22 protein-coding genes and 4 pseudogenes are annotated in these 26,474 nt (G+C 66.9%); 11 read left to right on the forward strand and 15 right to left on the reverse strand.

Features of this window, described 5'->3' with window-relative positions:
- Positions 1-27: 27 nt before the first annotated feature.
- The gene (locus tag ACZ46K_RS18580; RefSeq protein WP_464744044.1) at positions 28-762 is read left to right on the forward strand and encodes a dienelactone hydrolase family protein; all 735 of its coding nucleotides are present in this window, start codon (positions 28-30) and stop codon (positions 760-762) included.
- A gap of 60 nt (positions 763-822) precedes the next feature.
- Here the strand turns inward: ACZ46K_RS18580 and ACZ46K_RS18585 are convergent, their stop codons facing one another.
- On the reverse strand, positions 823-2,133 hold the full coding sequence (locus ACZ46K_RS18585) for a hypothetical protein (protein ID WP_464744046.1): 1,311 nt from the start codon (positions 2,131-2,133) through the stop codon (positions 823-825).
- A gap of 85 nt (positions 2,134-2,218) precedes the next feature.
- On the opposite strand from ACZ46K_RS18585, the gene ACZ46K_RS18590 reads away from it, so the two are divergent.
- From ACZ46K_RS18590 to ACZ46K_RS18610, 5 genes are all read left to right on the forward strand, one after another.
- A complete protein-coding gene (locus ACZ46K_RS18590; protein WP_464744047.1) occupies positions 2,219-2,983 on the forward strand; it encodes a GAP family protein in 765 nt (254 codons plus the stop codon).
- A gap of 44 nt (positions 2,984-3,027) precedes the next feature.
- Entirely contained in the window at positions 3,028-3,156 is a 129-nt protein-coding gene (locus tag ACZ46K_RS18595; protein ID WP_464744049.1) for a hypothetical protein, read from the forward strand.
- Positions 3,157-3,235: 79 nt separating this feature from the next.
- A complete protein-coding gene (locus tag ACZ46K_RS18600; protein WP_054807382.1) occupies positions 3,236-4,012 on the forward strand; it encodes an ArsR/SmtB family transcription factor in 777 nt (258 codons plus the stop codon).
- Positions 4,012-4,509: a hypothetical protein gene (locus tag ACZ46K_RS18605; protein ID WP_054810618.1), complete on the forward strand. Its 498-nt coding sequence runs from the start codon at positions 4,012-4,014 to the stop codon at positions 4,507-4,509. The genes ACZ46K_RS18600 and ACZ46K_RS18605 overlap by 1 nt, the downstream gene beginning before the upstream one ends.
- A gap of 749 nt (positions 4,510-5,258) precedes the next feature.
- Complete coding sequence (locus ACZ46K_RS18610) at positions 5,259-6,314, forward strand: hypothetical protein (protein WP_464744051.1); 1,056 nt, start codon at positions 5,259-5,261, stop codon at positions 6,312-6,314.
- Positions 6,315-7,062: 748 nt separating this feature from the next.
- Here ACZ46K_RS18610 and ACZ46K_RS18615 read toward each other — a convergent pair.
- Complete coding sequence (locus tag ACZ46K_RS18615; RefSeq protein ID WP_464744053.1) at positions 7,063-7,449, reverse strand: MerR family transcriptional regulator; 387 nt, start codon at positions 7,447-7,449, stop codon at positions 7,063-7,065.
- A gap of 186 nt (positions 7,450-7,635) precedes the next feature.
- Between ACZ46K_RS18615 and ACZ46K_RS18620 the strand changes: the two genes are divergently transcribed.
- Positions 7,636-8,553: an NmrA family NAD(P)-binding protein gene (locus tag ACZ46K_RS18620; protein WP_054810927.1), complete on the forward strand. Its 918-nt coding sequence runs from the start codon at positions 7,636-7,638 to the stop codon at positions 8,551-8,553.
- A 28-nt stretch (positions 8,554-8,581) separates the two neighbouring features.
- On the opposite strand, the pseudogene ACZ46K_RS18625 reads toward ACZ46K_RS18620, so the two are convergent.
- From ACZ46K_RS18625 to ACZ46K_RS18635, 3 genes and pseudogenes are all read right to left on the reverse strand, one after another.
- Positions 8,582-9,537: pseudogene (locus ACZ46K_RS18625) on the reverse strand (Tn3 family transposase).
- 84 nt (positions 9,538-9,621) lie between these two features.
- The gene (locus ACZ46K_RS18630) at positions 9,622-10,197 is read right to left on the reverse strand and encodes a quinone oxidoreductase family protein (protein WP_464749389.1); all 576 of its coding nucleotides are present in this window, start codon (positions 10,195-10,197) and stop codon (positions 9,622-9,624) included.
- Between the two features lie 105 nt (positions 10,198-10,302).
- Positions 10,303-10,599: pseudogene (locus ACZ46K_RS18635) on the reverse strand (alcohol dehydrogenase catalytic domain-containing protein); the annotation flags it as partial.
- A 1,202-nt stretch (positions 10,600-11,801) separates the two neighbouring features.
- On the opposite strand from ACZ46K_RS18635, the pseudogene ACZ46K_RS18640 reads away from it, so the two are divergent.
- Positions 11,802-12,116 (forward strand): annotated as a pseudogene (locus tag ACZ46K_RS18640) (alpha/beta fold hydrolase); the annotation flags it as partial.
- On the opposite strand, the gene ACZ46K_RS18645 reads toward ACZ46K_RS18640, so the two are convergent.
- The 3 genes from ACZ46K_RS18645 to ACZ46K_RS18655 all read right to left on the reverse strand — a co-directional run bounded on the left by ACZ46K_RS18645 (position 12,076) and on the right by ACZ46K_RS18655 (position 14,827).
- Positions 12,076-13,434: a cytochrome P450 gene (locus ACZ46K_RS18645; protein ID WP_054806678.1), complete on the reverse strand. Its 1,359-nt coding sequence runs from the start codon at positions 13,432-13,434 to the stop codon at positions 12,076-12,078. The pseudogene ACZ46K_RS18640 and the gene ACZ46K_RS18645 overlap by 41 nt on opposite strands.
- Before the next feature lie 547 nt (positions 13,435-13,981).
- Positions 13,982-14,467 (reverse strand): DinB family protein, encoded by a 486-nt coding sequence (locus ACZ46K_RS18650; protein WP_054806676.1) that lies wholly within the window; start codon positions 14,465-14,467, stop codon positions 13,982-13,984.
- Between the two features lie 132 nt (positions 14,468-14,599).
- Positions 14,600-14,827: a hypothetical protein gene (locus ACZ46K_RS18655; RefSeq protein ID WP_464744055.1), complete on the reverse strand. Its 228-nt coding sequence runs from the start codon at positions 14,825-14,827 to the stop codon at positions 14,600-14,602.
- Positions 14,828-14,914: 87 nt separating this feature from the next.
- Between ACZ46K_RS18655 and ACZ46K_RS18660 the strand changes: the two are divergent.
- Both ACZ46K_RS18660 and katG read left to right on the forward strand, forming a co-directional pair.
- Positions 14,915-15,508: pseudogene (locus ACZ46K_RS18660) on the forward strand (helix-turn-helix domain-containing protein).
- Positions 15,509-16,087: 579 nt separating this feature from the next.
- Complete coding sequence (gene katG / locus ACZ46K_RS18665) at positions 16,088-18,292, forward strand: catalase/peroxidase HPI (RefSeq protein WP_464744057.1); 2,205 nt, start codon at positions 16,088-16,090, stop codon at positions 18,290-18,292.
- 114 nt (positions 18,293-18,406) lie between these two features.
- Here katG and ACZ46K_RS18670 read toward each other — a convergent pair whose 3' ends face one another.
- From ACZ46K_RS18670 to ACZ46K_RS18680, 3 genes are all read right to left on the reverse strand, one after another.
- Entirely contained in the window at positions 18,407-18,805 is a 399-nt protein-coding gene (locus ACZ46K_RS18670) for a PPOX class F420-dependent oxidoreductase (protein ID WP_054807843.1), read from the reverse strand.
- A gap of 74 nt (positions 18,806-18,879) precedes the next feature.
- Positions 18,880-19,356, reverse strand: coding sequence for a DUF1772 domain-containing protein (locus ACZ46K_RS18675; RefSeq protein WP_054807842.1), 477 nt, complete (start codon positions 19,354-19,356; stop codon positions 18,880-18,882).
- Between the two features lie 66 nt (positions 19,357-19,422).
- Positions 19,423-20,064 carry a hemerythrin domain-containing protein gene (locus ACZ46K_RS18680; RefSeq protein WP_054807841.1) on the reverse strand — a complete coding sequence of 214 codons (642 nt, stop codon included), beginning with the start codon at positions 20,062-20,064 and terminating at the stop codon, positions 19,423-19,425.
- Between the two features lie 121 nt (positions 20,065-20,185).
- Between ACZ46K_RS18680 and ACZ46K_RS18685 the strand changes: the two genes are divergently transcribed.
- On the forward strand, positions 20,186-23,446 hold the full coding sequence (locus ACZ46K_RS18685; protein ID WP_464744059.1) for a BTAD domain-containing putative transcriptional regulator: 3,261 nt from the start codon (positions 20,186-20,188) through the stop codon (positions 23,444-23,446).
- A gap of 204 nt (positions 23,447-23,650) precedes the next feature.
- On the opposite strand, the gene ACZ46K_RS18690 is transcribed toward ACZ46K_RS18685, so the two are convergent.
- The 4 genes from ACZ46K_RS18690 to ACZ46K_RS18705 all read right to left on the reverse strand — a co-directional run bounded on the left by ACZ46K_RS18690 (position 23,651) and on the right by ACZ46K_RS18705 (position 26,455).
- A complete protein-coding gene (locus ACZ46K_RS18690; protein WP_464744061.1) occupies positions 23,651-24,622 on the reverse strand; it encodes a serine/threonine dehydratase in 972 nt (323 codons plus the stop codon).
- Complete coding sequence (locus ACZ46K_RS18695) at positions 24,619-25,053, reverse strand: hypothetical protein (RefSeq protein WP_054807937.1); 435 nt, start codon at positions 25,051-25,053, stop codon at positions 24,619-24,621. The genes ACZ46K_RS18690 and ACZ46K_RS18695 overlap by 4 nt, the downstream gene beginning before the upstream one ends.
- A 67-nt stretch (positions 25,054-25,120) precedes the next feature.
- On the reverse strand, positions 25,121-25,363 hold the full coding sequence (locus ACZ46K_RS18700) for a helix-turn-helix transcriptional regulator (protein ID WP_464744063.1): 243 nt from the start codon (positions 25,361-25,363) through the stop codon (positions 25,121-25,123).
- A gap of 147 nt (positions 25,364-25,510) precedes the next feature.
- A complete protein-coding gene (locus ACZ46K_RS18705; RefSeq protein ID WP_464744065.1) occupies positions 25,511-26,455 on the reverse strand; it encodes a DUF4333 domain-containing protein in 945 nt (314 codons plus the stop codon).
- Between the last annotated feature and the right edge of the window lie 19 nt (positions 26,456-26,474).

Here is a 26,474-nt window from a genome sequence, read left to right on the forward strand (position 1 = left end):
TTACGAGCACTCCCGAAAGGCACGACCATGGAATTCACTTCCGAACAGCGTCTCGACGACAGCGTCCTCGAACGCGCATTCACTCTCGGCGAGATTCCCGGCATCCTGTGGACGCCCGCACCCGCTTCCACTCCTGTCCCGCTGATCCTGCTCGGCCACCCACCACTCGGACTGCGCACGATGTACCCACGACTGGTGGCCCGGGCGCGCGCCGCCGTGGCGGAGGGATACGCTGCGGCCACCATCGAGAACCCCTGGAGCGGTGACCGGCCTCGATCGGCCGCCGCGGATCAGGCCCGCGCAGACTTGCGTCGGGCGCTGGACGCCGGTGGGCCGGTCGGCGACGAGATCGTCGACCGGCTCATCCTCCCGCTGGTCGACGAGGCGGTCCCGGAATGGCGGACGACCCTGGATGCCCTGCTTTCACTGCCCGAGATCGGCGGCCCGGTGGGGTATTCGGGAGGGGTGATCGCCATCGGCGTCCGGCTGGCGGTGGTCGAGCCGCGCATCTCGGCGGCAGTCCTGTTCGCGGGAAGTTTCGTGCCCCGCACCATCGCCGAGGAGGCCCGGCACGTCACCATTCCGCTGCATGTCCTACTGCAATGGGACGACGAAGGAAACGACCGGCAATCGGCGTTGAACCTGTTCGACGCCTTCGGCTCCACGGAGAAGGCGTTGCACGCCAACATGGGCGGGCACGCCGGCGTCCCACAGCACGCAGGTGACGAGGCGAACCGGTTCTTTGCCCGGCACCTGACGTGAGCGGTGTGACATCGGAGGTGTCGAGCGCTCGTAGGCGGTGACCTCGGCGGCCCGGGAGCATCACCTTTCGGAAGGCGAGTTCCATTGCTGCACCCGAGGACTCAGCACATCGAGATCCGACTCCGTGCGCGGGTCCATGGCGTGCGTTTCGTCGTGGACATCGTGAGCGAGAGATGGTGAGGCCGCGATCATGGGGATAGCCGACTGCAGCCGCACGAGACGTCCGGTCAGTTGCCGCGATCGATCCAGTAGATCGTCGACGGCGACGAGCTGCATATCGTCGAGGACCCACTGCCGTACATCGACACCCGCGCCAACCGCCAGTAGGTCCGAGGAACGAAAGATCGGCGCGCTCTGCGGTGCGGCAGCGTCTGCCCGGTCGTCGCTCGACGGGAGCAATGGAATCGACTTCGTGGGCATCAATCCGGAGTTCACGCCCCAGAGTGCGTTTCCGGCGGTCCATCCCAACCCCACGAAGGAGCCGAGGAACAGCAGAAATACTGCAGCTCCGGCCAGGACTGCGCGCGGTCTGACGTCGGTGCGATGCGGCGACGGGGCCGAGCCGGGGAGGTCACCGGCCGCGAGCCAGGTGGCCTCATCGGCTCCTACTGGTGAAGGGGTCCTCGCCTGCCCAGTGCCCGAAACAGTTCCGTGGGAGCCGGAACGGGGCTGCGGCAACGAGGCCGTGAAGCGGTCCGCGAAGGCCGCTGCCGTGGTTATGCGTCCGGACAGTGCGTCGTCGGCCACGTTCCGGAGGGCATACTCGCCGAGTCGCCCTTCGTCGTCGCCGAGCAGGTCCTGGAGAAGCGCGCCCAATCCCGCAACATCGTCCGCTTTGTCCCACTCGGGAAGCGTTGCGGGGAATGCCAGTACGGCCTTGCCGTCAACGTTCACTCGGATGCGACCTGGGTTGTCCAGACACGGAATTGCCGAAAGATGATGTGTCGTGCGGACCATCTCGACGAAGTCGGTCATCATCGCTACGATCACAGCCGGCGCTGGGCGGCGTACGGCGACATCGACGAGACTCGACCCCGGCGTCCACTCGGCCACCACCAGGTGAAACCGCCGTGCATCGACGATATCGAAGACCCTGGCCACGACCCCGGCGTGCCCGAATCCTGCCGACGCGGTCCGCATACACAGCAACTCGAAGAACCGATCGCGCCCGGCCTGCCACCCGGCCGGAACGGGAACGACGATCAACGCCACATCGCGGTTGATCACCGTGTCGCGTCCCCGCCAGAATTGCAGGCCACCGGAGGCGAGATGACGCTCGAGCAACCGGTAACGTCCTTCTGCCACATATGACCCCGGCCGTATCGAGGCTTCGACGGGCGCATCGGGTCGAGCAGATGCTGGGGTGGTCATGATCTCCTCTGAAATAAACCGACCGACCTGAAGGTTATTGTGAACGATACCTAACCCACTGCGTTCTGCCCGGTTTACGTCGATCTTGACCACAACGGAGAGCGCGGTGCCATGTCCGCCCGCCGGCCCGCGGCGCAGCACCCGGATAGCATTCGTCGATGCTCAGTTCTCCGAGAAACAACTCGTGACAAGCGCGATCGGCCAGTCACTGCCCATCGCGGCCGGCCTGCTGCTGGCAACGTTGCCGACGTTGATGCTGTCGCTGGTGCTGATCACCAAGCGGCCGGCACCTGTGTCGTACGCCTTCATCGGTGGCTGGGCTGCGGGGCTCTTCGTCGTGGGCGCAGTGGTGATCGCGCTGGCGGATGTCGTCGCTGTGTCCGACGAACCCACCTGGTGGGCCGGCGGCGTGAAGCTCGTACTCGGGATCGTGCTGGTCCTGATTGCCGTCCGTAAGTGGTTGACTCGGCCGCGGTCCGGCGAGGGATCCACCGTGCCCGGGTGGATGGCAACCGCGGAATCCATGACCGCTCGACGGGCGGTAGGTCTGGGTCTTCTACTTGCGGCAGCGAATCCGAAGAACATCGCGCTGGTCGCGGCCGGTGCAGCGGTCATCGCGTACGCGACTGCGCAGGTGCTCGAGCAGCTGGTGGCCCTGGTGATCTTCGCGATCGTAGCGAGTCTGGGTGTGGCAGCTCCGGCGGTGATCCGAGGCGTACTGGCGACCCGCGCCGAACATACTCTCACCACGATCGATCGATGGATGATGCGGCACAACACCACGATCATGGCGGCGGTCCTGTTGGTGCTGGGTGTAGCCCTGATCGGCAATGGGATTGCGGAGCTGTAGGACGGGGAACCTCGGCCCACCTCGTTTCGTCCACCGCGTCGGACGTGGACAAGGCGATCACACTCTTCCGGCACACGCACGGCGCGGACACCGACTTCGAACGGGCCGGTTATCTCGACACGCGCACCCCCCTTGTCGGTCATCCGGTGCGGGCGGAGGGTGTCATGGGCTGATACGCCAGGTCGGTGGCGCTGTGCGTTGACATATGCAGGTATATGCCTGCATACTTTCGGCGTGCAATCCGAACCCGAGATGGACGCGGTTTTCAAGGCGCTGGCAGACGGCACCCGCCGACTGCTGCTGGACCGGCTGCGGGAGCACAACGGTCAGACGCTGCGGGAGCTCTGCGAGCGGGTAGATATGGCCCGGCAGTCGTTGACCCAGCATCTCGACATTCTCGAGCGGGCCGGGCTGGTGACCATTCTGCGGCGCGGGCGCGAGCGGGTGCACTACATCGATCCGACACCGATTTACGACATCGAACAGCGCTGGATCTCCGCTTTCGACCGCCCCCGGTTGGATGTTCTGCGCGCCATCAAGAACCAGGCAGAGGAGTACGCTATGACCGCCGCCGTGCCGAACTATGTCTACGTCACCTACATCCACGCCAGCGCCGAGCAGGTGTGGCAGGCACTGACCGACGCCGACCTGACCGCCCAGTACTGGTTCCACGAGAACGTGTCCGACTGGCAGCCCGGTTCGCCCTGGGAGCACCGCCGCGCCGACGGCTCCGGCACGATCGACGTCGTCGGCAAGGTGCTCGAGTCCGAACCGCCGACGAAGCTGGTTCTCACCTTCGAGGATTCCCCCGAGGAGGACCGCCCGCCGTCCGTGGTCACCTTCCTGGTCGAACCCTATCGCGACATTGTCCGGCTCACCGTCACCCACGAGAATCTGCCGAACGAGCAAATGCTGCACGGCATTTCGAGCGGGTGGCCCTCGGTGATCGCCAACCTCAAGTCTCTGTTGGAAACGGGCAAGGTCCTCCCACAGGCCCCGTGGGAAATGGACTCGGAGGTGCACTCCTGATGTTGGACACCACCGCAATGCGCGAGGCCTACGATGCGATCCTGGAAGCCTCTGTCACCGTAGCCGGTACAGCCCACCTCCGGACGCCCCCGCCGGGTGAATGGAATGCCGATCGGATCCTGGCCCACGTCTGTCTCGTCACCGCGGGCACCATCGCCGCGGCCGCGGCAGTCGCAGCGGGCGAACACACCACCTACGACAATCGCCACGCCCTCGACACCTGGACCATCGACCGTGCGGCCGAACGTGCTGGCGGGTTCTCCGGACTGCGTGAGCGCCTGCGCCGTCAGGCCGAGATCCTCTGCGGCTTCGGCGGACCCGCCCTGTCCGATTCCGAACTCGATAGCCCCGTCCTGTTCCTCGGGCTCTCCGCGGGCGCCCTGCTCACCGACGCGGTCGTGCCGCTGCGCGGACTGTTCGAGGGTCTGGCGGACATCGAAATCCCCAACCACACCCGGCAGCTGTTGGCCCTATTGCCTGAGGGCGCCGCGGTCTGACATACGAGAGGCACCGGAGCGAGGGACATTCGTTCCGGTGCCTCTCGTATGTCATGCTCGGCCGGATTCCAGCGGTCGTCGCGACACCGGTTCGGTACCGCTCTGCAAGGGGGCGATCAATGGCCCACCGTTTTGCCCGACGCCCTACCCGATGAGGCCTCGCCCTGCAGGGCGGGTCAGCTCGGCCGCCCGGTTGGATGGGGCTGTCTCCCCGCCGGCAAGGGTTACGGCGCCGTGCAGTTTCTCCCTCCATCGCGCCGAGCACCGTTACAACGCTCGAAGCAAGCGACCCGATCCAACGCGGGATGAGGGATGCCTTCGGTGAATCGCTCCCCGGCTGGACAAGAACCACCCAACGGGTCACCTCCGGCGAATGCGCTGCAGTCCCAGCTCGCGCCCCGCTCCGCCCCGAGTCGTTGCCGCTCGCGCGGGGCCGCTTCGGCCCGCGTTTGGTGCAACTCGACATCGGTCGTGACTCCGTCGGAGGCCCTCCCCGAGGGGTGCACAGTTTTCGGATCGGCCTCGAGGACCTGATCGTCATAATAGGGAATTATGACGATCAAACCAATTTCATGCGTGATTGTGCATATGAATGCTCAACTTGTAACGGAACTACTAAACAATTCCTTCCGATCGAATTCGGTAGGCTATCCAACTGCGATTTCCTGATTTCATTACGTTTCATTTCATGTTACGTAACATATACTGTACGCTTATGGCATGGTTGGAGACGGTCGAAAGGGACTCGAATGAGCAATACGACGAATGCGGACCCCACAGCAGGCGCAGAAGCCGAAAAGCCACGCGTCGGCCGACCCCGTAAATACGACTCCCCCGCAGACCGGGTCCGCGCCCACCGTGAACGCGCGCGGCGCCGCAAAGAAGCCGAACAACTCGCCGAACTCACCGACCCCGCCACACCGATCGACGCGGCCGCGAACCTCACCGCCGCGGTCACCGCACTGCGCGCTCTCACCGCCGCGAGCATCGAACAGCACACCGCCGTCGCCACGCAGATCAGCGCAGCCCTCGACAAACTCACCGACCCCGGAGCGCTCGACGCGCAACTGCACCGGACCGCCACCGAACTCGCGAAGGTCAAGGCCGATGCCGACGCCGTGATCGCCGGCCTCAAAGAGAGGCTCACGCAGGCCACCGACGACCGCGACAACGCCGACGCCGCCGTCGAGGCCGTCGACCGCGAACTGTCCGACGCCCGCGCCGCGCACAGCGAGAAGTTCCGAATTCTCGAATCCGAGCACCACGACGAGTTGGCCCGCGTCAACGAAGAACATGCCGACGCCCTACGCCGACATCGCGACGAACACGCAGCCGCAGTCGCCGAGTACGAACAGACCGTGAACGACCTGCACGCGACGATCGCCACACAGCGCGAACACCTCGACACTGCGGCTGGTGAACGCGAGCGGCTCGGCACCGAACTCGGTGAGACCCGCGACCGGCTCGCCCGCGCCGACACGGCGGTCGAACGTGCCCGCGCCGACACCGAGCGGCACACCGCGACCATCAGCCGGCTCGAATCCGATCTCGGTACCGAACGGAGCCGTGTCGCCGAACTCCGAGACGCACTCGAAGACGCGCGGGTCACCTCCGCCACCGCACGCGCCGCGGAAACCGCCGCCCGCGACCGCGGCGACGAACTGCGAGACGAGATCACCGCGCTCCGCACCGAACTGTCCGCACTGCGGTCCGACGCCGACGCGGCCCGCGCGGAACTTGCCAGGGTCCGCGCGGCACTCCCACCCACCGCCGCCGAACCCGACAGCTCCGACCAGTCGATGTGAACTCGCTACGTTCAAGGAGATGATGCGCCGAACGCGCACGGGATCACACAGCAGCAGGCGTCGAAAATGTGGGCCGAGGCCACCGGGGAAGGTTGACCACATATCCTCGTACCCCGCGTAGGCGGTGATCATTCCACTTGGGGTCCGCTGTGGCCGGCAGCTCACGGCGACATTCCGCTGTGCGCGGTACGACCTGCTTCGACTCCGCGAACTTCGGGACGAGCGCTATCTCTTCGGCCCAGATCCGCTCGCGCTCCACGCCTTCCGCGAACCGAGCTACGGCCGGCACTGTTTCCGTGCCCGCCTCGACGGCGACCCGCGAAGAGCAACCCGTTGCACCCTGCGTCCTGTGCATGACACCGGCAACATAGTGGCAGCACAACGAATTCGGCAGGAGCGCCCATCGTGACACGAATAGCCGGACAGCGCGGTTCGTTACTGCCCCGACGATTGGCAAGACAAATCGCGACGTCAGTTTTCGCCGATATAGCATCCTGCTCGTTCAGACCGCCGTCAGAATTCACCGATGAACCACGTCACGGTTCGCCGATGTAACCAGTCGCCGACGTGTGTTGCGGTGATGAAGTGTCCGACTGGCTTCAATGCCCGCGTAAACAGGGCGAGGACCTGGGGAAGGACGTCCCGGGGAAGTTGAACAGTGACCACCACCCGAGCACACCCCCAGGGATGCATCACCGAGGTCGAACTCGGTGGCGGAAGCGACAGCGAAGCGGCACTCCGGCCTGCTTCAGGATGGACTTCCTGTTCCGTCACGATTCCGCGCCTCGGTTATGCAGTCGTGCAGCCGGTTGCGCACGTCCCGCAGGTCCGTCATCTGCCGGTCGAGGCGGTCGAGTTCGGCCGCGAGCAGATCCAGCAGTTCCGGTGACGCCTCACCGGAGTCGGCGAACGGCAGCACCTCGCGGAGGGTTCTGCTGGGCAAGCCCACGGAGTAGAGATGTTGGATAAGCCTGACCCGTTCGACGGCACCGGCCGGATACTGGCGCTGGCCACCCGGATTCCGGGTGGAGTGCAGCAAGTCCTGCTGCTCGTAGTAGCGCAGCGCCCTGACGCTGACGCCCGCCTTCGCGGCGACCTCTCCGATCCGCACCCCGGCCTCCTGACTCGACTCCACGTCTCGCTTGCACCTGACGTTGGCGTCAGGTTTTAGCGTAGCGGACACGGCGCGAGCCACCCCTTACGAACTCTGGAGCAGGCCTGTGACAAGCACATCTCCGACTCACTCCTCAGGATCCCAGGAAGAATCAGCAATGTTTATCAGGAACACGTCCGTGATCGCCGAAAGCGCAGCGTGGTCGGCATGACCAACATCGACAAAACCGTCGTCGTCCTGGGCGCCACGGGACAGCAGGGCGGATCGGTCGTCGCTGCGCTGCGGGCCGACGGCTGGGTGGTGCGCTCGGTCGTGCGCGATCCGTCCGGCTACCGAGCCCGGTCCCTCTCCGCCTCCGGCGTCGAAACCGTCCGCGGTGACCTTGGGGATCCGGAGTCGCTCCGCGCGGCGTTCGCTGACGCCCACGGTGTCTTCAGTGTCCAGCCGAACTCCGGCCAGGCCGGCGCCGGCGTGACCAACGAGGACGAGGTCCGCTTCGGCACGACGGTGGCCGACATCGCCGAGAGCTGCGGCGTCGCCCACCTTGTTTACAGCTCGGCGGTCACCGCGGGCTCGACAACGGGCGTCGACCATCTCGACACCAAGCGCCGTATCGAGGCCCATGTCCGGAATCTGGACATCGCCAGCACCATCGTTCGGCCAGCCACGTTCATGGAGCTCCTGGTGACCCCCGAAATCGGCCTCGACCGGGGACACCTGTCCTTCCTGATGCGCCCCGACCAGGCCATGCAGTTCATCGCGGTACGCGACATCGGCCGCATCGTCGCCGCGGTCTTCGGCTCACCCGAAAGCTATGCCGGCCGCACCATGGAGATCGCCGGTGACGCTCTCACCGGCAACGCCCTGGCCGGGCATCTGACCCAGGCCGCCGGACGACCGATCAGCTACAGCCGCCTGCCGACGACCCTGCAGGCACAGGACGAGCTCCTCAGCAAGTTGGAAGCACTCGTAGACGACGGCAGGCTGGTGGGAAACGCGAACCTCGACGCCTTGCGCACGGAGTTCCCGTTCCTGCTGTACTTCGACCGCTGGCTGGCGGGCCCTGGTGCGGGCCTCCTCGATGAGTCGCTCCGTTCCACGGACACGGGAATCGCTCCGCGCTGAACGAGGCCCTTCCAGGCATCGGGGAACTTCAGTACAGCGGTTGGCTCCGAGAACAATCATGGTCCGATCGGCGCGAGCGTGCTGACGCGCTTCTCCTACTCGCGGCGGGCCCTTGTGCTGGGCCGGGACCGCCGGGACGCCCTGGGTGCCATCGAGCGGCTGGCAGCGGGCGAGGAGCCCGCGGTCGGGTGAAGGCGTACCGGCCCAGGAAGTTGATGTGATCGAACTGGAGCGGGGACAGCCGGGCGAGCAGCTGGTCGGTGACCGGGAAGCCGTCGGCGGCCAGCTGCTCGACGGCGGCGTCGATGTAGAGGCTGTTGAACAGCACCACGAAGTTCAGCGCCAGGCCGAGCGCGCGGAGCTGGTCCTCATGACTTCGCGGTAGTGCTGGCGCAGTTCGCCGCGCTGCCCGAAGAAGATCTTCCGGGCGAGGCGGTGGCGAGCCTCGGTGACGTTGAGCTGGGCGCCGATCATCCGCCGGTATCCCTCGTCCGAGACGAACTGGAGTAGGTGCAGGGTCTTGAAGATCCGCCCGTAGTGGGCAAACGCGTCGCCCAGCCCGGTCGGCTTGCCGTCGCGGGAGAGCATGCGGATCGAGTCGTGGCCGCGGACCTCACCGAGGGTCAGGGCGGGTCCGCAGCACGCCACCGCGCAGGCGGAAATGGATTTCGGTCCGTCACCGGTCATCCACGCCGTCAGCTCCGGCTCGACGTCGGCGAACGATTGGATCTCGCGAGCGTGCTCGAACCGGGTCTCGCGGCGTTCGGTATATCGCTTGACGCACGTCGGATCGTCGATGCCCAGCTGCTCCGCCAGGTGAGCCACCAGTTCCGGTGGACCATCGAGCGGGTCGGTCAGGAATAGTCCCAGATGGCGGACCGTGACAACCTGCAGGGCGAAGACCAACCGGTAGTAGTCGCGGCGTCGCGCCGCGATCAGGCGATGGTCCTCGTCGTCGAGGTGGAAGAACCGTTCAAGCTCCACCCGCGAGTAGGGCCGAACTGGCCGTAGCCGCCCTCATCGGTCACGACGACGTGAAATCGATTACCGTGCTAACACACTCGGAGCTCATTCCCTGCCGCCACTGGTGCGGAGATGTCCCTCACGGGGTTCCAGGACGATGGTCCCGGTGGTTTCGCGGCTTTCGATGCGTCGATGCGCCTGCTCGGCGGCCTCGAGTGGCAGTACCGAGTCGATGAGTGGGGTGAGCTCACCGCGGGCCGCCATGTCCAGCGCTGCGGCCCGACGTTGGGCGACCTGCGTGAGCCACGCAGGTCCGCCGCATCCGGTCACGGTCAGACCGCGGCCCAGGAGATCGGAGGTTGAGATCTTCGACTCAGCACCGCTGAGCAGGCCGTAGAGAAGTATGTGCCCGCTCCCGGGTGTCATCGCGTCGAGCAGCCGATGGTCGGCATCCCCGCCGATCGATTCGAACAGCACGTCGATTGTGGTGTGGCCCAACAACGTCTTCAATTGTTCAGCCCAACCGGAGTTCCGGTGATCGATCACTGCATCTGCGCCCAACTCCCGGGCGCGTGCCCGGTTGGCGTCACTGCCGGCCGTTGCGACGACACGGACCCCGCGATTGCTCACGAGCTGCGTCAGGTAGCCGCCCACCCCGGTGCCGGCCGCCTCGATCAGCACGGTCCCACCTGGCGATACGGTCACACGGTCAGCTAGCGCCAAAGCGACGGACCCACCCATGACAACGGCCGCGGCGGCGGTAGCCGAGAGCGCATCGGGGATCGGGGTCGCCGCCAGAGCGGGTGCGCAAACGAACTCCGCGTAGGTTCCGATGCCATGTCCAGCGACAATGACGCGACGACCCACCATCGTTGTATCCACACCCGGGCCAACCTCCACGACTACTCCGGCGGCCTGCATGCCGAAGACGGCCGGAGTCTCGACCGGCAATGGTGTTCGTCCAGCGCGAATCATCGTTTCCGCGTACAGGACCGGCACTGCTTGCGTTTGTATGAGAAGTTCGCCGTGTCCCGGTACGGGCCGAGGGACCTCAGCCACGGTGAGAACCTCCGGGGTCCCCACTGACGCGACTACGATTGCTTTCAATTGCCAGTCTCCTAATGCGACCGCCAGTCCAGCTACGGGCTCAGACGTTATGGACCAGCGGTCAAGATGTCAACGAATGAGTCCCATTGAGCGACGAGGCAGGCACCCATACGTGCTGATGCTGAACGCAATCGGAGCGTGCCCAAACCCTGCGGTGGGCCGTCACTTCCGGTGATCCACCCCTCGGGACGGGGCGCCGGCGGCGGAGCCTCTTCGCGCGTACTTCGACGCGATGACAACTCTTGTGATTGACAATGTCGAGCTGGTGGCGGCGGGTGCCCGGACCCGAGATGTGGATGGTCTCGCCATCACGGCGGCGGGTGCCGCGAACCAGCAAACCTGTGCACAACTCCTCCTGCCATCCCCCCGTCACGGTGCCGGCGACAGCGGCAGGGGTGTGCCAGGGCGGCCCAGCAAGGTCGTCGACCGTCAGTGGTGGTCGCAGGGTCAGGGCAAAGGTGTTCGGGTTGCGCGCCACCGGAAGTACACCACCGCGCGGTCATGCTCGACATGTAGCCGGACCGGGCGGAACCGGCTGTCGATCGCACCCCGGACCCGAATCCCTTCGCGCAGTGCACGGACGGTCTCCGCCGCAGTATCGGTGAGTTCCTCCAGAGGCATGCCGGTGACGTCGAGTCGCCAACCACCGTCGGGTTCGGTCTCCGGGTGGCGCGTAGGGGCCGAACTGGGCGATGTGTGCGAGCAGTGCGTTCGAGGTCGGATCCGGATCGAGTTTGCGGGCGTCGATGACGTGCGGCCACAGCCGGTTCCAGGCGATGTTGTCCGGGGCCGGCACCGGGATCCCGTCCGATGCGAGGAACACCACGAAGATCGGCTGGGTGTAGGCCGTATTGGTACGCATACGTCGGTCCACATCGGTACGGCGGATCACCTCGTACTCATAGTCCGACCACTGCCGGCAGAGCAGGGCACGCACCCAGGCTTCGGCTTCGACTCCGGGAATGGTGTGGACAGGTCGGATTTGGCTGCTCGGCGGTCGGGATACCGATCGGAGTAGCCCTGCACGTGGATCCGCACGCACACCGGCTTCATATCCGGAGGGAACGATCCCAGCTAGCCCACTGAACAGGCAAAACGGGCACGTCACCGAACCGGAATCAAGATCGTCCCGCTACCGCTAATGTCCGTTCCGATGCTCCCCGGGGACCGACCTACGCGGGTGTGGCGCCTCCGAGGATCGGACTACCGCAGGGTTTCGTCATGCCGACGACTTGGCTGCGCTGCTCGACGGATTGGGCATCGAACCTACTGCACTGACCGGTGCGTCCATGGGTGGGCGAGTCGCCATCGACTTCGCACTCGCCTACCCGGATCGGGTCGATCGGCTGCTGCTGATCAGCCCGGGACTTGCCGACTGGGATTGGTCGGACATCTGCGGGGCCAACCCGTCGATCTCAGAAGCTCACCCACTCTTGCGACCGAACTCCTCTTTCACCGAGTACGCAGGTGCAGCCGAAGCTTCTCCGGTCTGATCGTCAGCAACTCGGAGACCGACAACTCGTACCCCGGGGTGGGCACCACGTCGAACCGCATGAGGATGCGGGACAGGGCGAGCACCGCTTCGTGCAGCGCGAACTGTCTGCCAATGCATGCACGCGCACCCACCCCGAACGGCTTGTAGGCATGTGCGGGGCGGGCACGCACGGCAGCGGGAAGGAACCGGTCCGGGTCGAACTCCTCCGCGTTCTCACCCCACAGCCGACGGTCGCGGTGCAACGCAAGCAGTACCACCAAAATCGTGGCGCCCTTCCCGAGCTGATACCCGGACAGTGTCGTGTCCGCACGTGCCTTACGGAAGAAGGCGGGACCCGACGGCCACAGCCGCAATGTCTCGTCGACGATCCGCCTCACGTAGCGCAGCTTCGCGACCTGCTCGAACTGTATCGGCGCACCGTCGCGCCCGATCACTGCCTCGATTTCGGCGCGCGCCTTGTCCACCATCTCCGGGTTCAGCGACAGGTAGTGCAGGGCGAAAGACAATGTCCCCGCGGTCGTCTCGTGGCCCGCGATCAGGAATGTCAGCACCTGGTTACGAATGCTCGCGTCCGACAGCAATCCGCCTGTGTCGGGATCAGGATGCTCGAGCATGCGCTGGAGCAGATCGTCCTGCCTCGGTGTCGTCCCGTCACGGCGAGCGGCGATGACATCGTCCACTGAACGCTTCAACAGGGCTATGTCCTTCGGGTTCTGCCGCAGCGCCTTCCAGCCGAAAATCTCTCGGAGGATGGGGACGTCGTTCGCAGCCTTCGACGCGAACGACAGCACCCGCGTCATTGCCTCGACGAACTCGTGTCGTTCACTGTCGAAGGAATCGAAACTGTATCCGAAGCCGGTCCGTCCGATCACTTCCAAGGTCAGACGGTTCATGTCCGACGAGATATCCGCCGGGCCGCGCCCGGCCTGATCCGTCCAGTAGTCGCACAGTTCATCGACACACTGCGTCATCGCGTCGTGGTAGCTGCGCATCGACAACTGGCTGAATGCCGGCATCAACACATTGTGGGCTTGTGCCCACGCCGGTTCGCGGTTGAACGCCGTGAACAAGCCGTCACCGGCAAGTTCGCGCAGATTGCTCACGGGAGGCACGACGGCCTTGGCGAATCGGGACTCGTCGAACACCTCCGCCGCAGCGGCGCCGCCGCCGACCACAATCAGCTTGCTGCCCACGATGTTGATCTCGAACACGTCGCCCAGTTCCCGCACGAACTCCATCTCGCGCTGAACCGGCCGTTTCGGATCGAGCCGCAATGCGTCGCCGATTACGGGCATCCGCCACCCGGGTCGTGGCATCGTTGCGTTTGCACTCATCCGCACATCAGGCGTCGCCGCCGCGATATGTTCCCCTCGGCACCCATACCGGTCAGTCTGCCCGACCGACTCCCCTCACCTGCACACCGCCCCCTGAGGGCCGTTCATCTGGGGGTGCCTGCCGTATGCACGCTGCCGTCGCTGGGTTTCGTACCCGATGACGTGACCTCCACACCGCAATCTGCGGTTCTCCGGCCGACCGAGTAGCGTGCTGAATTGCACTGGCTGCCCAACGGGGCGGTCCGGGGAACAGCCACCGGCTGTGCGGGTGACCGTGGTCCTGTTCTGGTGGTTGTCGACGAGTTCCAGCAGTCTTGTTACGGCCAAGGCCCGCTCTCGAGCTCATCCGTCGAGAAACGCAGCAGTTCCGAGGTGACGAACTGCGGGTTCTCCTCGACGAGCCATCGTCCTGCGTTCGGCACGTCCACTGCCTGCCAGTGATTCAGGTCGGCTGTAGGTTCGTACGGATCGGCGGAAGCGGCGCGGCGATGGCCGGGTTGCGGTGATCATGTGGTCCTGTCCTGGGAAGTCAGCGCCCGGAGGCGCCGTCGATCAGTTCGCGGAGGATGTCGGCGTGGCCTGCGTGCCGGCCGGTCTCCTCGATCATGTGCACGAGTGCCCAGCGGACGCTGGGAGCGGGACGTTTCGACCGGGGCACGGGTCCGTCGAGATCGGTGCACCCATCGAGAACTTCGTTCGCGCGCTCGACCGTCTCGCGGTAGCGGGTGACGACATCGGCCACGCTGTCAGCCGGTGAGGCTTGGAACGTCGCCTTCCAGTCGGTCACATCGGCCCTGAGGAACATCGAGCGTTCGACGAAGGTCAGGTGATTCAGCAGTCCGAGCAGGTTCGTGCCCGACGACACCGCCGCTGTTCGCGCCTGCGGTTCGGGGGCGCCGTCGACCTTCGCGGCAATCGAGGCCCGGAGGTAGTCGAGGAATGCGCGCAGAGTCGCGGTTTCGCTGCTCCCTGTCCTGGGCGGCGGGGTATCGCGGCGCCGGTTGGTGGTGGGCACGGTGGTCTCCTTCGTCGGTGGCGGATCAGACAGTGCGGCGGATCATGAGGACGTGGTCGGTGACCTCGGCGGTGGGCCCATCCGGTCCCGTCGCGATCCGGCGGGGTGCGTCGGCCCGCTCGACCAACCACGTCACCGGATCCAGAGCGATGCCCGCCGCGACTTCCCGCGGGCTCGGATAGCGGAGGTCGGGGTCCTGATTCCACGACCATGGCGCGGTCGAGCCGTGGTCGACGACCAGCAGTCGCCCGCCCGGGCGCAGCGCGTGTCGGTGAGAAGGGCGTTCGGCTGAGGGTCGGTTGCTGCCGAAGGGGCTGCGTAGACGCCGTTCCAGAAGGTGGCCGCATCGGTGGCGCTCATCAGGACTCCTTTGTTCGGGGCACCCTCAGTGTTTCCGGACCCAGCATGATCTGGCACGCAATCTTGCCGTTCCGGCAAGATGGACTCATGGATCGCGAAGCGGAAGACGTGCTCGACGTGGTCGGCCCGCGGCTGCGTGCGCTGCGTCGCGACCGCGGCATCACTCTCGCCGGGCTGGCGGCGCGGACGGGGATATCCGAGAGCACCCTGTCTTGACTGAAGAGTGGGCAGCGCCGGGCTACCTTGGAGTTGCTGCTGCCCCTCGCTCGCACCTATGACGTTCAGCTGGACGATCTCGTCGGTGCCCCGCGCGCCGGCGATCCGCGAATCCACCTCAAGCCGATCCGGCGGTCCGGGCTGATCTTCGTGCCGCTGTCGCGGCGGCCGGGTAGGGTGCAAGCGTTCAAAATGATCATTCCCGCGGTGCCCGAACCGCTCGAACCGACCCCGCAGACTCGTGACGGTGTCGAATGGTTGTATGTGCTCAACGGTCGCTTGCGACTGGTGCTCGGCGAGCGCGAACTGACATTGGCGCCCGGTGAGGCCGCCGAGTTCGACACTTCCTTGCCGCACTGGCTCGGCAGCGCCGACGGCGGAGCGGTCGAACTACTGATCCTGTTCGGCGTGCAAGGGATGCGTGCGCACGTGCGCGCCGACGCACCTGGGTCATCGCACGGCTAGGGCGATACTCGAGACGGGCATACCCAGCTGTAATCCGACGAACACCACACCGCCGGCCATGGGAGCGCAAGCGACTGCCCGCTGCATCTGGGCAGTCTGCATTCGAGATCTACTGCTGTCCATCGCCGTGACCAGCCACTACGCCTTGTCCGTCTGGACCGATCAGGAACCGGAAGGCCATCATCGTCGCTGGTCAAGCCATTGTCGTTGATCTTGCGCGCTGACCACCGGAACCCCGGATCGCATCGCTGACGCAGCCATCACAGAGGGAAGCACGAGCAGCAGTCCCAGAACGATCAGCGGCCATACTCCCAATGCCTGGACGATCGAGTCGCCGCAGGCCACAACGGTAGGCACTCGATCGATCTGTCGGACGTGCCGGTCGGAGAGGCCACGCGTACCTTCCTGGACCCGTCCCCGCGACAGGGTCATCATGGAGAGGTGACCCGCTCACGGGGACCATCGACTCCGCGGCGAACTTCATCGCCGCGGGGGCAAGCTCGTCACGGGAAATCCCGCATTCATCGACCATCTCCGTGAGCACCGTCCCATTCACCGAATACCGGAAGGAATGGCACCGTGTCCAAGAGCGAAAGCGAAAGCCCGGCGATCGCCTCCCCCACGCCGAAAGCACACCGACCCCGCACGGTCCGCGACTGGTGGCCCGATCAACTCGATCTGAGTGTTCTCCGTCCGCAGTCTCCTGCGACCGACCCGATGGGTGTGGACTTCGACTATCCGACCGAGTTCGCGTCGCTCGACGTCGACGCACTCAAACGTGACGTGGTCGAGGTGATGACGACGTCACAGCCGTGGTGGCCCGCCGACCACGGCCACTACGGTCCGCTGTTCATCCGGATGAGCTGGCATGCGGCAGGCACCTATCGGATGGCCGATGGCCGCGGCGGTGGAGGGCAGGGTGCGCAGCGGCTCGCACCGCTCAACAGCTGGCCGGACAATGCGAGCCTCGACAAGGCCCGACGGTTGCTGTGGCCGATCAAGAAGAAGTACGGCCGGAAGATCTCCTGGGCCGATCTGATCATCTTCGCCGGCAACTGCGCCTACGAATCGATGGGTTTCACGACCTTCGGCTTCGCGTTCGGCCGCGAAGACATCTGGGAGCCGGACGAGGTGTACTGGGGTCCGGAGGACACGTGGCTCGGCGACGAACGCTACAGCGGCGAACGGGATCTCGCCGGTCCGCTCGGCGCGGTGCAGATGGGTTTGATCTACGTCAATCCCGAAGGCCCCAACGGCACCCCGGATCCGATCGCCGCGGCCGTCGACATCCGCGAGACATTCGGGCGGATGGCGATGAACGATGTCGAGACCGCCGCGTTGATCGTCGGTGGCCACACCGTCGGCAAGACCCATGGCGCCGGCCCCGCCGACCTGGTCGGTCCCGAACCCGAAGCCGCCCCGGTCGAACAGCAGGGCCTCGGATGGAAGAGCGCATACGGCACCGGGGTAGGCGGCGACGCGATCACCAGCGGTTTGGAAGGCACCTGGACTCCGACCCCCACGACCTGGGACAACTCGTTCCTCGAAACCCTCTACGGCTACGAGTGGGAACAAACGACAAGCCCTGCCGGCGCGTTCCAGTGGATCCCGAAGGATGGTGCCGCGGCCGATGCGGTGCCCGACGCGCACGACCCGTCGAAGCGGCATCCGCCGGTGATGCTCACCACCGACCTGTCGTTGCGCTTCGATGAGATCTACGGTCCGATCACCCGCCGCTGGCTCGATCATCCCGAGGAACTCGAGGTGGAGTTCGGTAAGGCCTGGTACAAACTGCTGCACCGCGACATGGGGCCGATCACCCGTTACCTCGGCCCGTGGGTTCCCGAAGCGCAACTGTGGCAGGACCCGGTGCCCGCGGTCGATCACCCGCTCGTCGGAGACGGCGACGTCACCGCGCTGAAACAGGCGATCCTCGACTCAGGACTGTCGATCCGGCAGCTGGTGACCACCGCGTGGGCGGCCGCGGCGAGCTTCCGTGGCACCGACAAACGCGGCGGCGCCAACGGGGCCCGCCTGCGGCTGGCACCGCAGAAGGATTGGGAGGTCAACGAACCCGCCGCGGTGGCGGAGGTCCTCGCGGTGCTCGACCGGATCCGGCAGGAATTCGACGACGGGCAGACCGGCGATACGAAGGTCTCGCTCGCCGACCTCATCGTCCTCGGCGGATGCGCCGCCGTCGAACAGGCCGCGACGGTGGCGGGGCACGACGTCACGGTCCCGTTCACACCGGGACGCACCGACGCCACACAGGAGCAGACCGACGCGGAGTCGTTCGCGGTGCTCGAGCCGAAAGCCGACGGATTCCGCAACTATCTGCGGGCGGTCGAGAAGCAGCCACCGGAACAGCTCCTTCTCGACCGGGCGAATCTGCTGACCTTGACGGCACCCGAGATGACGGTGCTGCTCGGTGGGATGCGCGTGCTGAACACCAACCACGGTGGAGGCTCCCACGGTGTTCTGACCGATCGGCCCGGAACGTTGACCACCGATTTCTTCGCGGCCATCACGGACATGGGTATCGAATGGTCGCCTTCGACCACCGAGGAGCACGTCTACGAGGGACGTGACCGGGTGTCCGGTGACTCCCGGGGCACCGCGACCGCCGTCGATCTCGTCTTCGGTTCGCACTCGCAGTTGCGCGGTATCGCCGAGGTGTATGCCTGCGATGACGCCCAGCCCACGTTCGTCCGAGATTTCGTGGCGGCGTGGGACAAGGTGATGAGCCTGGATCGGTTCGACCTACGTTGGCCTACAGAGAACTGAGTGCTGACAGGAGGGCTCGACCCGGTGGTTCCGATCCACCCCGTGACATCGAGGGCGAACGCCCGGCAGGTTCGACTTCGAGAAGCTGTCCGCATGATCGAGCACGATGCCTGACTACTCGGCGCCGCGACTGGTGAAGTCGAAGGATGCGCCGTCGATGCCCCAGGAGATGATGCGTTCGGGGTGAATTCGGATGACCGCGCGTTCCTGGGGTGGGAACGGTGGCTCCTCGTCATCGAGCGCTTCGGCGGTGCCGCGTACCTCGAGGCCGCGAATCACGTATGGCTCCAGGGAAACCTGTTGGTCGATGACGAACGACACCCGGCTCCCCGCCTCGACATTGCGGTACTTTCGGCTGGCACGCATCCGCATGCCTCCGATGTCGATCGTGCCGTCGGCGTTCACCCGGTAGTTGGTCGGGTTGTTCTGCACAACGCCGTCGGGCGACATCGTGGCCAGCCGGCCGATCCCGGCCTCGGCCAGAAACTGCTGTTCCTTGATGGTGAAGGTCATGTCGGTTACTCCTCGGTGAAGTCGATATCACGTGTGCCCCGGTGGTTCAGCGGGACCGTTGATGTACTCCGGGATCAGAACAGGATCAGCGCGGCACACAGTCCGGCAAGGGCAATGAACTGCAGGGTGACCCGATACTTCAGAATGCTGTCCCATTTCTCTTGCAGTGCACGCGCATCGGGCGGAATGATGCCGCTCTGCGCAGCGGCGGTCTGCTGGGAATTGATCGGCTTGGCGATGCGGACGTAGAAGGCGAACCAGGTCAGCAGCGCGGCCACCGTGATCGCCGCGGCCACCGCGACGCCGATCTGCCCGGCCGACAGCGCGATCAGCAGCGTGAGCACGGCGGTGACCACACCGACCGCACCGACGATCGGCATGCGCTTATCGGCGTAGTAGTGACCCCATCCCGCGCTCATGGTCATGGCCACATCATCGAGCTTGCGGTTCACGGACCGGGTGATCACGGCCCCGGTGACATCGGTGTCATAGACGACGGCATTGGCGAGAACGGCGCCGGCGGCAATGGTCTGGCCGGTGACAATGAGCATTTTCGGCTTCTGTCCTGAAATTTCGCGTTGCACACCGGGTCGACGTGCGTGACGGGATGGGCATGGTCAGGCCGCGCGGACGCGGCGGATGTGGCGGGAGTAGCGGGGGCGACCGATGACGCGCCAGACGGCGCGGACCGGCGCGGGGAGACCCGACAGCAGCAACGCACGCTCGGCCGGGTTCGCGTCCTCCAGCACGACACCGAAGAGCGTGAGCAAAGTGAGCTTGGGTGTGTTCGCCACCAGATGCTCCCCCAGGGAAGCCCATTCGGACGCCGTGATGTATTCGGCCGCCAGTGGAAGTAGTGTGGCCTCCTCGTCGTCGAGGTGTTCCAGCAGAATCGCCCGGTGTTCCAACAGAACCGCCACCAGGGTGTCGCGCTCGTCGGCTCCGGCGGTGGCCTCCCACGCCGGGACCGCGACCTCCAACCTGGTCAGCGTGGCCGCGACACGCTCGTGCTGGGCTTCCATGCGCAGCACGATCTCCGCCCCTAGATCGACCCTGGCCAGCAGCGGCGGCCACAGCAGCTCGTCCTCGCCCTCGTGGTGGTTCTTCAGTCCCAGCCGGTAGATGCGGAAGTGGTCGGCGATCACTGCGGCGCGGGTGGTGTCGCCTGGCGCGACCGCCGCGACGAGTTCGATCAGCAGCCGCGACTCGCGGCGGAGGCCGCGGTGGACGATCACCATGTCCTTGGTGTTGACGCTCATCTTGTTCCTGCCCTTCGTGTTCGTCCGTTCGATGGGTACGAGACTGCGTGCGGGGGTTTGGAAAATACTTGGAGGCCAACTTGGAACACCGGCGGCTATCGCGCGTACGATGTGCCGCGTCATGGTATTGATCCGGGTATTGGGCTCGTTCGCGGCCGAGGCCGGCGGTGTACCCCTTCCCCTCGGCGGACCGCGCCAGCGCGGTGTGCTGGCCCTGCTGGTGGCTGCGCGCGCCCAGGTCGTGCCGGTCGACCGGATGATTGAGGACCTGTGGCGCGGCGAACCGCCGGCGCGCGCTCTGGCGTCGTTGCAGGCGTACGTATCGAACCTGCGCCGCCTGCTGGAACCTGCCCGCCCGCCGCGGACCCCGGCCCGCCTGTTGGTAAGCGCGTCGCCCGGCTACGCATTGCGGCTGCCGCCGGAAGCCGTGGACGCATGGCGCTTTGAGCAGTTGCTCGGCGAGGCCCGCGCGCTCGCCGATCCCCGTGCCGCTCGCGTCCGGCTGGACGAAGCACTGGCGCTGTGGCGGGGACCCGTGTTCGCCGAGGTCGCCGACGAGCCATGGGCCGTGGCCGAGACCGCCCGGCTGAATGAGCTGCGTCTGGTCGCCCGCGAACTGCACATCGCGGCAGGACTACAGCTCGGCCATCCCGCCACGGTGGTGCCCGAGACGGAGAGCCTCACTCGCGACAATCCCCTGCACGAGGAAGGCTGGCGCTTGCACGCCCTCGCACTGTGGAGCAGCGGCCGTCAGGCCGATGCTCTGACCGCGCTCCGCCGCGCCCGCGTCATCTTCGCCGACGAGCTGGGACTCGACCCCGGCCCGGACTTGGTGGCGCTGGAAGAGGCGATTCTCACCCAGCGCACGGACATCCTCCGTGCGGCCGTTCCTTCCCCCGCTGCAGATATTCCCCCGCCCCAGGCCACGAGCATCGAGCCCGGCACACCGACGTTCGTCGGGCGGGAGGGCGAGCTTTCGGCGCTGATCGCAGCCGCCGGGGAGGCCGTCGTCGATGGGGCACGCGTCGCGCTCGTCACCGGGGAGGCAGGGCTCGGCAAATCGACGCTGCTCGAGCATCTCGGTGCGCGGCTCGAGCAGGACGGGTGGCTCGTGGCTGCCGGGCGCTGCCCCGACGTGGACAGCGCGCCGCCCGCGTGGGCGTGGGTCGAGGCACTGCGGACGGTCGCCGTGAGCGCTCCTCCCGGGGAATTCGCCGACGACCTGGCACCATTGCTCCGTGACTCCGCACCGGTGCATGGTGACGCGGCTGCTGGACGGTTTCGGCTGCGGCAGGCTGTGTGGACGTGGCTCGCGGCGGCCGCCACCGACCGTCCGGTCGCCGTCGTCCTGGACGATCTCCACTGGGCGGACGCCGCCACACTGGAACTGCTCGGCGGCGGCGTCGACACGCGGGCTCCGATCCTGGTCGTCGCGGCGTACCGCGCAGACGAGAGCGCGCGCCTCACCGACACCCTGGGGTCCCTGGCCCGCACCGCACCGCTCCGGCTGGATCTGCCCGGGTTGACTGGCGAGGCCGTCGCGGAACTCGTACGCACCGAGTGCGCGGTCGACGACGTGACCGCAGCCGGGATCGCTGAGCGGACCGGCGGCAACCCGTTCTATGTGCGGGAGAGCGCGCGGCTGCTCAACGGCGAGGGCGCGTTGATCGCGCTCTCCGAGGTCCCCGAGGGCGTACGGGACGTGCTGCGACGCCGGTTCGCACGACTGCCCGAGAGTGGTGTGTCCGTCCTGCGGCTGGCGGCGGTGGCAGGCCGGGAAAGCTCGGTGGAGGTGCTCGTGCGGGCCGCCGACACAGACGAGGACGGCGTGCTCGACGCGCTCGACGCGGGTGTCATCGCGGGACTGCTCGACGAGCCGGGGCCCGGGCGCATCCGGTTCGTGCACGCGTTGGTCAGAGACACACTGATCACCGATGTCAGTCGAGTGCGGATCACCAGGATGCACACCCGGATCGCGGCGGCCCTCGAGGACACCGGCGACGTCGCGGCCCTCGCCCACCATTACGCGCGAGCGGGATCACCGAAGGCCGTCGGCTATTGCGTGCGGGCCGCCGAGCTGGCGGAGGCACGCTACGCCCACGACGTGGCGGTCGCGCTCCTCACCGACGGCGTCACCAACTCCAGCGACCCGGACGAACGCGTCGCACTGCTCGGCAGGCTGTTGCGCGCGCAGGTCAGGGCCGGGTCTTTCGGCGCGGCGAGGGCCACGCGCGAGCAGGCCGTGGAGTACGCCGAGTCGATCGGGCGCGACGACCTGATGATCGCCGCGTTCACCGCCTGGACCGAGCCCACGCCCTGGCAGGCCCGCACCTACGGCACCGTCGACCGTCCCATAGTCGACCGCCTCGACCGTCTGCTCGCGCGAACCGGCCTTGCCCCCGACGTGCGGTCCCATCTGCTCATCGCATACGCCCACGAGCTGGTAGGTGAGGACGATCCGACGGTCATGGCGGCGGCACGGGAAGCGCTCGAACTCGCCACCACTCCCTACCTGCGGGCTGCGGCGTTGCTGGTCCTCGCACGCAGCTCCGGGCGGGAGGAGCACTCCCGCGAGCTGGTGGAGATCGGCGTCGAACACGACTTGCCCGTCTACCGCGTGACGGGGCTGCTCAACCTTGCCGCGAACGCCGCCGCGGCAAACGACCCGGCGACCATGCGCCGCCTGACCGAGGAGGCGCTCGACCTCGCCCGCGCCTACCGGATGCCCGAGGCGATCGGCGCCGCCGAGATCGCGCTGACGACGCTGGTGCTCATCGAGGGCCGGTTCGCCGACGCCGAGCGTCTCTACGCTGAGGCCACCGAACGCATGGAACGCGCCGGATCGGTGCACGCCGCGGGGTTCCTCCGTCTCGCGCTGGCGGCGACTTGGCTCAACGACGGCACACTCGGCGACCACCTCGACGACGTACGCGCTTTCCATGAGGCGCTCGGCCCGATGGTCGCCGACCTGCTTACGCTCGCCCTCCACGCCGCTGGCCGCGGCCACGAGGGGGACCGGGCCCGCACATCACCGACCCCGATCCGGCCCGACTTCTTCTTCACTTTCCTGACCAGCCTGCGCGCTATGGTGATCGTCGCCTCGAACGACCGCGACGCTGCCGAGGAGATCTACGCGGATCTGCTCCCGCACCGTGACGGTCCCCCAGCGGGCGCGGAGAGCGTGTCGCTGGCGCTGCGTCCGGTCGCCCACACGCTCGGCGAACTCGCTCTCCTCCGCGGCCTCGCCGACGAGGCTGCGGCCCACTTCGCCCGGGCTGCCGTCATCGCCGACCAGTGGAACGCCCCGCACTGGTCGGCCGACGCCCGCGTACACGCCGAACGTGCTCTCAGCGGCCAGGTTTCGACTTCACGACACCACTGAAGCCGATTCGGCGCCGGGGTGCCTCAGCTCGTCGCTTCGAGCTTTCCGATTCGGCTCCGACGTGACCGCCGACAGCAACCGGTTGCTGGTGACCGGCGCGGCCGGTGCGATCTGGGCTGTCGGCGCCTCGATGGCCCCGGCCGAGGCTGGCGGGTAATGGGTCTGGCGCCGGTCCGCGCCCTACTCATCGACTGCGGTGCCGGATCAGGCGAACTCCGGCACTGTATTGGCGCCGCAGAGAACGACACACAGGGCCGCGCCCGCGGCAGGGGCGACCGTCCCCGCCAGGACGGGCGCGAGCGCCGCGGCCGTGCCGTGTTCGACGACGATGCGCAGTTCGTCCCACAACCAGCGTCGCGCGTCGACGATGCTGGGCTCGTCGACGACGAGACTGTCGATGCGGCCGGTGCTCGCTGCCGCCCACGCGAGGTTCCCGATGCGGGTGGCACCGAGCGAATCGGCGGCGATGCTGTCCACCTCGATGTCGATGGGTGTTCCCGCGTCGAGCGCGCGGTGCAGGGTTGCAGCACCGACGGGTTCGACCCCGTAGATCATGTCGGTGTTGCGGGTTCCGGCGGTGATTCCGGCGACCAGTCCCCCGCCTCCGACCGCGACAAGCCAGTCCAGTGGCGTGTCGAGTTGTTCACGCAATTCGAGTGCGAGGGTGCCGGCCCCGGCAACGATGTCCGGTAGGTCGTAGGCGTGCAACGTCACGGCGCCGAGTTCACGGGCGAGGGTCGAGGCGTGCGCGTCGGCGTCGGCGTAGGACGCACCCACCCGGTGCACGGCCGCGCCGAGGCGCTGCAACCGGTCGAGTTTCGCCGGTGGCGTGGCTTCGGGAACGACGACGGTGCAGGGTGTGTCCCAGTATCGGGCCGCCCAGGCGGCACCGATCGCGGCGTTGCCACCGGAAGCGATGAGCACGCCCGCGTCGGGGAGCGTGCCGTTCTCACGAGCACGGCCGAGCGCGTTGAGGCTGCCACGCACCTTGAACGACCCGCCGTGCTGCAGATATTCGAGTTTGAACGCCACTTCGACCGGCCCGTTCGGGGTAGGCACCGCAGCGGTGAGGATCGGGGTGCGCCGCACGATCGAGGTGATGCGGCGCGCAGCGTCGACGACGGACTGGTGATCGACCGCCGCCGCTGCTCGGGTGTTGTCGTAGGGCAAGCTCATCGATACACGATCCACCCGAAGAGCCCGAACTGCACAATCGTGTCGGCGACCTCACCGTCGATCAGGCGGGGGTTGTCGGCGCGCAACGCTTCCCGAGTGTGAGCGTGGTGGACATCGTCGTCGAGCAGGATCGCGCAGATCCCTCGTTGCGCGACGCTCTCGTCGACGATGTGGACCGTGTCACCGGTTTCGGTGATGCGTGCGGTCGCGACACCGTCCCAGAGGTCGACCGTTGCCCATCCCGCGAGTCCGCCGCCCTCGATCGCCTCACGCAGGACCTGGCCGATCAGCTCGCTCGTCGAGTGCACGCAGCGAGCGTAGCCGGAGCAACGCACCGACACCCACTGTGGCAACGGTTCGGTGAGGGACGCGGTGCTTTGGCCTGCCTGCTCGGTCGTCTCGAGCTCGCCGCGGTGTGAGTCCGTCAGCATCCGAGGCGTGTAGGTCGCCGGGCGAGTGCTGTTGCAGTGATGGTTCTCCGAATGACTCGAGAACGGACTACGGCGTATCAGGCGGCCCCGCTTCGACCCAGAAGAACACGTGCTGTACGGGTCGGTCGAATACGGCGCTGATGCGCATCGCCACCTCCAAGCTCGGTTGCTGGTCTTCGCGTTCGAGCGAGCCGATCGTCTGCGCATGCGTCCCGGTCAGGGTCGCCAACTGGCGGCGGGACAGTCCGCGGTGGCTCCGTAGTTCTCGAACGACATTGCCGATTCGGCGTTTCGTCCTATTTCGAGGCATGAACTACATGTTAGGAAAACACAAAGTTGCAATGTGGTTTTCGAACTACTTCGACGTGTGTTCAGACGCAGGCCACCCCGCGCAGAAATCCCCGCCCACGTGCAGTGAGCGGGGATTTCGGATGACACGTGTCTCCGGTGGAGACGATCAGTTCGGCCGGCTGACCTCGTAGGTGCCGTTGTCGTCGGTGAACGTCAGCGTCACCGACCGGTGCTGCCCATCGACGGTGAGGGTGCACTCGAAGCTCGCCCCGGCCGCGACCTTCTGATCGCCCGGGCACGACACGTCACCGACTTCCTCGGCGCCGTACGACTCGGTGAGGACCTGCGCGACCCCCGCCTGCGCGGCCTCGGAATCGAGGGTGGTGCCGCCCCCGAGGGTCATGAACCCGATCACCGCGGCGATCACCACCACGACGAGCAGGCCCACACCACCGAGAATCCACGGCAGCTTCGCACTGTTGTTTCCGCCGGATGTTCCCCCGGGCTGCTGCGACGGCTGCCACGGTCCGCCACCGGGTTGCTGTTGCTGCCCCCAGGAGGGCTGGCCACCCTGCCCGGCGGCGGGTTGCTGCCAGGCCTGCCCGGGCTGCCCTTGCGGAGGCCACTGCTGACCGCCCGCCTGCCCCGGCTGCTGGCCGGGCTGCCCCCATCCGGGCTGTGCACCAGGTGCGGCAGGCGTGCCCCAGGGCTGTGCACCGGCCCCCTGAGCAGGCTGGGCACCCCACTGCGGAGTCTGCTGCTGACCCCACTGGTCATTCGCCTGCGGCGGCGGCCCACCCTGCGGCGCACCCCACGCGGGTGCGCCGGCCTGACCCGGCTGCTGTTGTCCCCACTGCTGCTGCGATTGCTGCCCCCACTGCTGAGTGGGCGCCGCAGAGTCGCCGCCCGAAGCGGCACCCCACTGTTGGGTGGGCGCCGCATCACCGGCCGGCGCGCTGCCCCACTGCTGGGTCGGAGCGGACGAGGACTCGCCCGGGGGCGCGCCCCACTGCGGCGATGCGTTGTCGGCGCCCGACACCGGTGGCGGAGCCCACGGGTCACGTCCCTGCTCGTTACCGTTCGGGTCCTGCGGGTCGTTCGGCCCGGTCATCGTCGCCTCCACTCGCCAT

The organism is Rhodococcus sp. JCM 9793 (genome assembly GCF_055380405.1).

Excerpts from the sequence above, each read along its gene's own strand:
- ACZ46K_RS18580 (WP_464744044.1), top strand. The coding sequence starts at position 28 with ATGGAATTCACTTCCGAACAGCGTCTCGACGACAGCGTCCTCGAACGC.
- ACZ46K_RS18585 (WP_464744046.1), bottom strand. The coding sequence starts at position 2,133 with ATGACCACCCCAGCATCTGCTCGACCCGATGCGCCCGTCGAAGCCTCG.
- ACZ46K_RS18600 (WP_054807382.1), top strand. The coding sequence starts at position 3,236 with ATGGACGCGGTTTTCAAGGCGCTGGCAGACGGCACCCGCCGACTGCTG.
- ACZ46K_RS18605 (WP_054810618.1), top strand. The coding sequence starts at position 4,012 with ATGTTGGACACCACCGCAATGCGCGAGGCCTACGATGCGATCCTGGAA.
- ACZ46K_RS18610 (WP_464744051.1), top strand. The coding sequence starts at position 5,259 with ATGAGCAATACGACGAATGCGGACCCCACAGCAGGCGCAGAAGCCGAA.
- ACZ46K_RS18620 (WP_054810927.1), top strand. The coding sequence starts at position 7,636 with ATGACCAACATCGACAAAACCGTCGTCGTCCTGGGCGCCACGGGACAG.
- ACZ46K_RS18645 (WP_054806678.1), bottom strand. The coding sequence starts at position 13,434 with ATGCCACGACCCGGGTGGCGGATGCCCGTAATCGGCGACGCATTGCGG.
- ACZ46K_RS18655 (WP_464744055.1), bottom strand. The coding sequence starts at position 14,827 with ATGAGCGCCACCGATGCGGCCACCTTCTGGAACGGCGTCTACGCAGCC.
- ACZ46K_RS18670 (WP_054807843.1), bottom strand. The coding sequence starts at position 18,805 with ATGACCTTCACCATCAAGGAACAGCAGTTTCTGGCCGAGGCCGGGATC.
- ACZ46K_RS18675 (WP_054807842.1), bottom strand. The coding sequence starts at position 19,356 with ATGCTCATTGTCACCGGCCAGACCATTGCCGCCGGCGCCGTTCTCGCC.
- ACZ46K_RS18680 (WP_054807841.1), bottom strand. The coding sequence starts at position 20,064 with ATGAGCGTCAACACCAAGGACATGGTGATCGTCCACCGCGGCCTCCGC.
- ACZ46K_RS18685 (WP_464744059.1), top strand. The coding sequence starts at position 20,186 with ATGGTATTGATCCGGGTATTGGGCTCGTTCGCGGCCGAGGCCGGCGGT.
- ACZ46K_RS18690 (WP_464744061.1), bottom strand. The coding sequence starts at position 24,622 with ATGAGCTTGCCCTACGACAACACCCGAGCAGCGGCGGCGGTCGATCAC.
- ACZ46K_RS18695 (WP_054807937.1), bottom strand. The coding sequence starts at position 25,053 with ATGCTGACGGACTCACACCGCGGCGAGCTCGAGACGACCGAGCAGGCA.
- ACZ46K_RS18700 (WP_464744063.1), bottom strand. The coding sequence starts at position 25,363 with ATGCCTCGAAATAGGACGAAACGCCGAATCGGCAATGTCGTTCGAGAA.
- ACZ46K_RS18705 (WP_464744065.1), bottom strand. The coding sequence starts at position 26,455 with ATGACCGGGCCGAACGACCCGCAGGACCCGAACGGTAACGAGCAGGGA.